6 protein-coding genes and 1 pseudogene are annotated in these 7,840 nt (G+C 61.5%); 1 reads left to right on the top strand and 6 read right to left on the bottom strand.

Annotated features, from left to right (window positions below; genetic code table 11):
• Positions 1-522: 522 nt before the first annotated feature.
• Positions 523-1,509 (top strand): GTP 3',8-cyclase MoaA, encoded by a 987-nt coding sequence (moaA, locus tag QZY07_RS26980; RefSeq protein WP_295409550.1) that lies wholly within the window; start codon positions 523-525, stop codon positions 1,507-1,509.
• Positions 1,510-1,637: 128 nt separating this feature from the next.
• Here the strand turns inward: moaA and QZY07_RS26975 are convergent.
• The 6 genes and pseudogenes from QZY07_RS26975 to QZY07_RS26950 form a co-directional block, all read right to left on the bottom strand.
• Positions 1,638-1,826, bottom strand: a pseudogene (locus QZY07_RS26975) (type II toxin-antitoxin system PemK/MazF family toxin); the annotation flags it as partial.
• 499 nt (positions 1,827-2,325) lie between these two features.
• Positions 2,326-2,616, bottom strand: a complete 291-nt coding sequence (locus QZY07_RS26970) for a hypothetical protein (protein WP_295409548.1) — start codon at positions 2,614-2,616, stop codon at positions 2,326-2,328.
• A 109-nt stretch (positions 2,617-2,725) separates the two neighbouring features.
• Entirely contained in the window at positions 2,726-4,456 is a 1,731-nt protein-coding gene (locus tag QZY07_RS26965) for a nickel-dependent hydrogenase large subunit (protein ID WP_295409547.1), read from the bottom strand.
• The gene (locus tag QZY07_RS26960) at positions 4,453-5,856 is read right to left on the bottom strand and encodes a (Fe-S)-binding protein (RefSeq protein ID WP_295409545.1); all 1,404 of its coding nucleotides are present in this window, start codon (positions 5,854-5,856) and stop codon (positions 4,453-4,455) included. The genes QZY07_RS26965 and QZY07_RS26960 overlap by 4 nt, the downstream gene beginning before the upstream one ends.
• A complete protein-coding gene (locus tag QZY07_RS26955) occupies positions 5,853-6,503 on the bottom strand; it encodes a respiratory nitrate reductase subunit gamma (protein WP_295409542.1) in 651 nt (216 codons plus the stop codon). Before QZY07_RS26955 ends, QZY07_RS26960 begins: the two co-directional genes overlap by 4 nt.
• Before the next feature lie 57 nt (positions 6,504-6,560).
• Entirely contained in the window at positions 6,561-7,625 is a 1,065-nt protein-coding gene (locus QZY07_RS26950; RefSeq protein ID WP_295409540.1) for a hydrogenase small subunit, read from the bottom strand.
• Positions 7,626-7,840 lie beyond the last annotated feature (215 nt).

Below are 7,840 nucleotides of genomic sequence, written 5' to 3'. Positions count from 1 at the left end.
TTATAAACAAACGATTAAAGCCAGTTTTGCGCCGATTTTGAACTCCGAAACGTGAGGTTTAACCAATTGATAAAAAATATCGCACCTCCGATCACCGTTTCCTTGCCAACCCATCGATTTCTGGACCTGCCAGCAGCTTTATGAAACATTCGGGTTAAAGGACTTGAGTCTTCTGTTGTATTTCTTTGGGGATCGTTGCATGCAACTTTTTCATCTATTCCGCAAGAGCGTTTGTACGTGGGAATCAGTCGCGCGAAATCCGTTTGCTTTTTTGTGGGTGACCGCCAAGCCTGCGCGTTAATTGCGCGAAGCGATGTCATCCCTTGAACGCGAATTCGACCCCGCGCGCTTTCCCAACATGAGTTTGGAACTGGCCGCGATCCTCGGCTTCTAAGGTTCCCCCGGTATCGATTCGACCGCACTCAGTTCGAGCGCATGGTGGACGCCGGCGTTTTCTACCCGGAAGATTCAAATGAACCAACGCACAGCGGCGCCAACGCGGTTTAAAGAGGATACCCGAGGATGAACTACACATCACTGACCGATCCCTTCGGCCGTTGCATCGACTATCTGCGACTCTCGGTCACCGATCGCTGCGATCTGCGCTGCGGCTATTGTCTGCCCAAGGGATTCAAGGGCTTCGAGGAACCCGAGCATTGGCTGACCTTCGCGGAGATCGAACGTGTCGTCAGCGCCTTCACGGCCCTGGGGGTGCGACATGTCCGTCTGACCGGCGGCGAGCCCCTGATGCGGCGCCACCTGCCCGAACTGGCCGGGCGTCTGTCCGCCCTGCCCGGCCTGGAGGATCTCTCGCTCTCCAGCAATTGCACCCAGATGGATGCGCTGGCCGAACCGCTCAGGCGCGCGGGCGTGCGGCGCCTGAATGTCAGCCTCGACAGTCTGCGCCCCGCGGTCTTCCGTGAGATCACCGGGGGCGATCTCGACCGGGTGCTGCGCGGCATCGCGGCGGCCCAGGCCGCTGGCATGAGACCGATCCGCGTCAACGCAGTGGTGATGCGCGGGGTGAACGACGACGAGATCGAGGATCTGCTCGACTACTGCGCGGCGCGCGGCTTCACCCTGCGCCTGATCGAGACCATGCCAATGGGCGCCACCGGACAGGCCGCGGCAAACGCCTTCGGCGATCTGGGGCCGATCAAGCGGCGTCTGGAACAGCGTTTCGAACTGATCCCGGACATTCTCCCCGGCGGCGGCCCGGCCCGTTACTACCGGGTCGGCGCGACCGAGACGCGCATCGGCTTCATCACGCCCATCTCCCAGCACTTCTGCGCGACCTGCAACCGGGTGCGGCTGACCGTCGACGGTATCCTCTATCTGTGTCTGGGCCAGGACAGCCGCTATCCGCTGCGCGACCTGCTGCGCGAGGGAATCGACGACGCGGGGCTGATCGTGCATCTGCGCCGCGCCATCGCGCGGAAACCGGAGCGCCATGAGTTCAAGGAGCGTCCGGAGCAGGTCATCCGCTTCATGTCGATGACCGGCGGCTGAACGGGACGCCTGGGTCGGTTTATGGACCCAGCCGCCAGATTTAAGAAACAGTCGGCTACATGCGGCAGTTCCTTTGAAATGGTGCGGATTTGCTGGGCCTGGGCCGTGGAATCCTTGGGCAGGCCAGAGTCAGTCGGCGACAGCGCAACCTCGAAAGGAAAGATCCAGGTCACGGTGGAGATGATGGGCAGGATGATGAGGGTAATCGCGGCCCGATAATTGGCATCGTTGCTCACGATCAGCACCAGACGACGCTTGTTGATCTCTGAGCTGACGGTGGGACTGATGTCGGCAGAGAAGATTTCACCAAGTCTCATCGGACAGCCCATCGCTCAGCGTCGCGTCCCAGTCGGGTGCTTCCGTGATCGCCACCTCGCAGTCAGCCGATTCCAGTTCCTCGCCCGCAGCTTGCGCAAGGCATGCTCGATGACTTGCGAACCGCTCTTGATCGCATGGTTGGCACGATAACAAGCGATCAGCGCGATCGCTTCGGGAGGCAGCGAAACCGAGAGTTTTTCGGCACGCAGGAGATAATGCTCCTTTGGTTGCGACCGCTGATGCTACCCTCTGGCAACTATTTCATAGGGGGCATTGCGAATCCGCGTCGTGGCCTCGTTGCCCGGCCGGGACAAAAGGCATTGCAAGCGTGTTCCGCCAGACACTCTCGATACGCAAGCGGCGACTCACCTTCGGCGACGATTCTCAATGGAATGTCGTCCATGCGAGATTTCAAAGCATGCGGGGGCGGTCTGATCAAGGTCAATCGCCTCCGCCCGCCCCCATGCGGGCGGGGCGGTCCAAACGGTCTCGGCGGGTTCAGCAAACTTGCACGGGACGGCGAAGTTCGAGTGGCATCGGCAACTCGCAGCGAGGAGCGTGTTCAAACAATTCGACAAAGCTCTCCAGATCCTGGGCGACAACATCCAGAACGCCCATGGGACCCGCCAGATTGATACTCCTCTGCCGCCAATCGGCCATGATTTCAGCCAGGGCATCCTTGGTCCGCAGCCTTTCCACATGCTCCCGTGCCTCGATCTCGTCAAACTTGAGCTGCTTGACCTGATGCTCACGGATGAGCTGTTCAGCGAGTCTGTCTAAACTATTCATCTCCATCATCCTCTGGTTTTATGATGCCGTTATCTGCAATCCTCGATGACCTGAAGGGCCGACTCGCCACGCTGTGCGCGACTGACCGGCCTTCCGCCATCGGCTCGGTTCAGCGCACATGGATTTTCAGCACCTCCTCCCCATTGGGGTCAGTCAGATGCACCGCGCAGGCGATGCAGGGATCGAAGCTGTGGACCGTGCGCAGGATCTCGATGGGTTGCTCGGGATCGAGGAGCGCGTGGCCCTGCAGCGCGGCCTCATAGGGTCCGGTCTGACCCTGTGCATCGCGCGGCCCGGCGTTCCAGGTACTCGGCACCACGGCCTGATAGTTGGCGGTCTTGCCATTTTCGATGACGATCCAGTGACCGAGCGCGCCGCGCGGCGCTTCCATGTGACCGACGCCCTGGGCCTTGCTGGGCCAGGTCGCGGGATCCCAGAGTTCTTCGTTGAAGGTTCTGACATCGCCCGCGCGGATGTTGGCCAGGAGCTGGTCGTACCAGCCATCCATGGCATCGACCATGATCTGGGTCTCCAGGGCACGGGCGGCGGTGCGCCCCATGGTCGAGTAAAGCGCCTCGAAGGGCAGATCGAGCGTCTTGAGCGTCCCATCGACCAGTTCCCGGGTCTGCGCATCCTCGGTGGCATAGAGCATGAGGATGCGCGCCAGCGGCCCGACCTCCACCGGCTGACCGCGCCAGCGAGGCGACTTGAGCCAGGAGTATTGATTCTCCACGTCCAGGTGTTTGTAGGGCGATTCGGGGCCGGTATAGGCGAATGCGGTCTCGCCCTGGTAGGGATGCAGTCCCTGATCCTTCCCGTCCTTGTAGTCGTACCAGGCACGCGAGACGAATTCCTGGATCTCGTCCTCGGCGTGCAGATCGACCTCGTGGATCTTGGAGAGATCCCGCTTCAGAATGACACCGCCCGGCACCCGATAGGAACTCCGGTCGCCGAAGCCCTTGGCCGGGAAGTCGCCATAACACATGAAGTTGCCAACCCCTTCGCCCTGGGTGAACCAGTCCTTGTAGAACCCGGCGATGGCCACGGTGTCGGGCACATAGACCTGCTCGACGAACTCATGCATCTTGACAATGAGTGAACGGACCAGCTCCAGACCGGCGACATCCACCGCGGTTCCGGCCTGATTGCCCGAGTCGATGCTGATGGCGCAGGGCATGCCGCCGACGACCAGATTCGGATGCGGATTCTTGCCGCCGAAGATGGCGTGAAGCTGGGCGACATCGCGCTGCCAGGCCAGGGCGTCCAGATAGTGGGCGACGGCCATGAGATTGGCCTCGGGCGGCAGCTTATAGGCTGGATGTCCCCAATAGCCGTTGGCGAAGATCCCCAACTGTCCACTTTCGACGAACCCCTTCAGCTTCTTCTGGACATCCGCGAAATAGCCCGGCGAGGAACGCGGATAGCGGCTGATGGACTGCGCCAGCGTGGAGGTTGCCTGGGGGTCCGCGCTCAGGGCCGAGACCAGATCCACCCAGTCCAGCGCGTGCAGGTGATAAAAATGCATCACATGATCGTGCACGTACTGAGACGCCACCATCAGATTGCGGATCAGCTCCGCGTTGGGCGGAATCGGGTATTTGAGCGCGTCCTCCACGGCCCGCACGCCGGCCAGGCCATGCACCAGGGTGCAGACGCCGCAGATGCGCTGCACGAAGGCCCAGGCATCGCGCGGGTCGCGACCCTGCACGATGGTCTCGATCCCGCGCACCATGGTTCCCGAGGAGTAGGCATTCTGAATCACCCCGCCATCCATCTGCGCCTCGATGCGCAGATGACCCTCGATTCGGGTGATGGGGTCGACAACGATTCGCGTACTCATGCACGAACTCCTTGAGCTGGATTGATTGGGACGGCGCGCGGATCCTCGATCAGATGCTCGGCAACCAGCTCGACCAGGCTTTCGACCTTGCGATCCCAATGGTTCTTGACGCGACCGGCCTCGAAATTCAGTCGGCAACTCGCGCAACTGACGACGACGGTTTCGGCGCCCGTGATGTTGACCTGTTCCATCTTGATCTTGAAGGACTCCTCGCGCAGCCGGGTCGCGCGCTCCAGCAGGAAGATCCCCGCGCCGCCGCCGCAGCACCAGTTGTATTCCTTGTTCGCCGGCATCTCGACGAAATCCGCGTCCATCGCCTTGAGCACTGCGCGCGGTTCCTCGAAGGCGCCGCCGCGACGCCCGGTCTTGCAGGGATCGTGATAGGTGATCTTGCCCTTCAACGGGGTCAGTTGCAGCCGACCAGCCTTGGCCTGACGCCCGAGATATTCGGACATGTACATCATCTCGAAGGGCAGTTCGCCGCTTTTGAGCATCGGATTCCAGCGCAGCGCCGGATAGGCGTGTCCGCATTCGGCGATGACCAGCATCTTGGCGCCGATGCGTTGCGCGGCGGCGACGATGGGATCGACCTGCTTCTTCCAGAGCGACATATCGCCAGACAGGAGACCGAAGTTCGCGCTCTCGAAGCCGTCGCTACAGACGGTCCAATCCACGCCCAGATGATTCATCACCCGGGCGGTCGCGAGCAGGCCGTTCCCGTTGCCGACCAGATCGACGGCGGAACTCAGGACCATGATCTCGGCGCGCTCCTTGTCGAGCGGAATGATCACGCCGGCCTTTTCACGGATCGTATCGACCATCTTCCGCAGCGAGTCGGCCGAGGCGCCGAACACCGTCCCGGCGTGCTTCTGTTCCATGCGCAGGGCCGCCAGTTCCGGCGGCACCAACTCGGCGGCCACCAGCGCGCTGCGCTGATGATGGACCAGCGAGGCGGTGTCGATCCCCATCGGACAGACCATGGTGCAGCGGCCGCATTCGGAGCAGGAGTCGTAGACCAGTTCCTGTAACTCCTCCAGATCCTTAAGCTTGACCTCACGGGTGACCAATTGATACCACCAGCGAAACGGGCCAATCTCGCGCTGATAGACCTTGCGATAGAGATTCATCTTGCGCATCGGCGCGTACTTGGTCTCGCCGGTCGCCTGAAAATAATGGCAGGCGGTGGTGCATTGCCCGCAGCGGATGCAACTCTCCAGCCAGACCGCCTCGTCGGCATTGGTCTCGGCGATCAGGGTATCGATGGCCCGGCGCACGCGAACCGCGTCGGACAACGTCGGTTTCGGCGCCATCTCGCGCAATTGACCGATCTGGCCGGCAAAGCCCTGAACCACCTGCTCGAAGCTCGGGAAAATGGGTGCTGTGGTGGCGGTCGTGCTCATATCCGAACCCCTTTGTGCGCGTAAGCGACACCGCTTTGGGCGCGCGAGAAGATGAACCAGAAGGAATGCATCAGCTTGCCGAACGGGAACCAGGCGAACAGCAGGGCGACGCTGAGGAGATGAATCGCCAGCATGGTCTCGTAGCGGGGACCGAGGTGCGCGAAGGCCATCATCCCGGTGACCAGTGGCGCCGCCATGACGAACCAGGCGAAATAATCGCCCCAATTCGAGCAGTAGACCGCCGGCTTGGCGATCCGGCGCAGGATCAGCGCCAGCAGCGAGGCCAGCGCGATGATGCCGAAGGCCACACCCGCAGCATTGGGCAGGCCCGGCCAAGAGGCGCCGGTCAGACCGGTGATGAACTCGATGTGGGGGACGATCCCGACCACGACGATCAGGGTGGCGAGGTGAAACAGATAGGCCATGCCCGTCTGATAGCGGGTGGCGGTCGTGAACTCGCCGCTCGGCCAGGCGCGGCTGAAGACGGTTCGATAGCCCTTGAAGTTACCGAAGGCGTCCCGAGGGCGGGACAGATCGGCCCCGCGAGTGAGGACCAGCACGCCCAGCAGACGCCAGATGGTGCCGGCGACCAGGATGATCAGCGACCAGTGAATCGCCGGACCGCGCGCAAACTCTAACAGTGACATGGTGTCGTTTCCTCCGTTGGATCCTTTGGATTGGACGGATACCGCAAGCCGAGCGCATCACTCGTCCGCGTGAAGCTCCGCCTCTTTTTTGTGTTTCTTGGAGCGTGCCAGCAACGCGGCCCCCGCGCCCGCGACAACGCCGACCGCGCCCGCGACGGCGATTTTGGGGCCAGAGCCGAACTGCGCCATCGGCACCGACTCGTAGATGCCGCCCTTGTCCCAGAAATTCGGCTCGGAGCAGCCGATGCAGCCGTGACCCGACTGGATCGGGAAGCTCACACCCTGATTCCATTTGATCGTGGCGCAGGCGTTGTAGGTTTCCGGCGCCTTGCAGCCCAGTTTGTAGAGACACCAGCCCTTGCGTGCGCCTTCGTCATCGAAGGTTTCGGCGAAAAAACCGCGGTCATAGAAGGGACGGCGATAGCAACGGTCATGAACATTCTCGCCATAGAAGGCCAGCGGACGCTTCAGATGATCGACTTCCGGCAGCGCGCCCATGGTCAGGTAATGCGCGATCACGCCGGTGATCGCCAGCGGAATCGGCGGACAGCCGGGGATATTGACGATCGGCTTATCGGTGATCAGCTCCTCGACCGAGCGCGCGCCGGTGGGATTGGGCGCCGCCTTGGGCAGACCGCCATAGGCCGCGCAGGTGCCGACCGCGAGGATGGCCGCCGCGCCTGCCGCGCCCTCCTTCAGCATCTCCAGATTGTCGATGCCGGCGATGGTCGAGGTGCCCTTGAGCGTGGGAATCGAGCCGTCGACCAGCAGCAGATAGTCGCCGGCGTGCTCATGCATCGCCTGCTCGCGCGCCTTCTCGGCGGCGTCGCCGGACGCGGCCTGGAGGGTATGGTGATAATCGAGCGAGATGAAATCGAAGATCAGGCTTTCGATGCTGGGCGCGTGCGAGCGCAGCAGCGCCTCGGTGCAACCGGTGCATTCCTGGAAGGACAGCCAGATCACGGAGGGCCGCCGCGCCTGCTCCAGCGCGCGCGCCATGCTCGGGATGACCGCCGCCGGCAAGGCCATCATGGTGGCCGTCGTCGTGCAGAACTGGAGAAAGGCGCGTCGGCTCACGCCCTGACTGCGCAACAGATCGCCTAAGGTCGTTTCTTTGGCCATTCGCTCCCCCATCGTCTTGGATGGATCAATCTGTATAAGCAAAACCTATACAAGATTTGATCGTACTTCATGGGTGTTCGGGGTTTTTTTCTCGAATTTTCAATGGTATAAATACTTCAGGAATAGAACACTAAAGACCTTGGCAATCATATAATACAATACCCATTTAAGCTATTCGGCCTCAGTACAGTACATATCTCATTAAGCATTTGATA

This window comes from uncultured Thiocystis sp. (assembly GCF_903866365.1).
Classification (GTDB): domain Bacteria; phylum Pseudomonadota; class Gammaproteobacteria; order Chromatiales; family Chromatiaceae; genus Chromatium.
This window is presented reverse-complemented; position numbering and strand designations above follow the sequence as displayed.

Coding starts and splice junctions, on each gene's coding strand:
- moaA (WP_295409550.1), top strand. CDS start 523: ATGAACTACACATCACTGACCGATCCCTTCGGCCGTTGCATCGACTAT.
- QZY07_RS26970 (WP_295409548.1), bottom strand. CDS start 2,616: ATGAATAGTTTAGACAGACTCGCTGAACAGCTCATCCGTGAGCATCAG.
- QZY07_RS26965 (WP_295409547.1), bottom strand. CDS start 4,456: ATGAGTACGCGAATCGTTGTCGACCCCATCACCCGAATCGAGGGTCAT.
- QZY07_RS26960 (WP_295409545.1), bottom strand. CDS start 5,856: ATGAGCACGACCGCCACCACAGCACCCATTTTCCCGAGCTTCGAGCAG.
- QZY07_RS26955 (WP_295409542.1), bottom strand. CDS start 6,503: ATGTCACTGTTAGAGTTTGCGCGCGGTCCGGCGATTCACTGGTCGCTG.
- QZY07_RS26950 (WP_295409540.1), bottom strand. CDS start 7,625: ATGGCCAAAGAAACGACCTTAGGCGATCTGTTGCGCAGTCAGGGCGTG.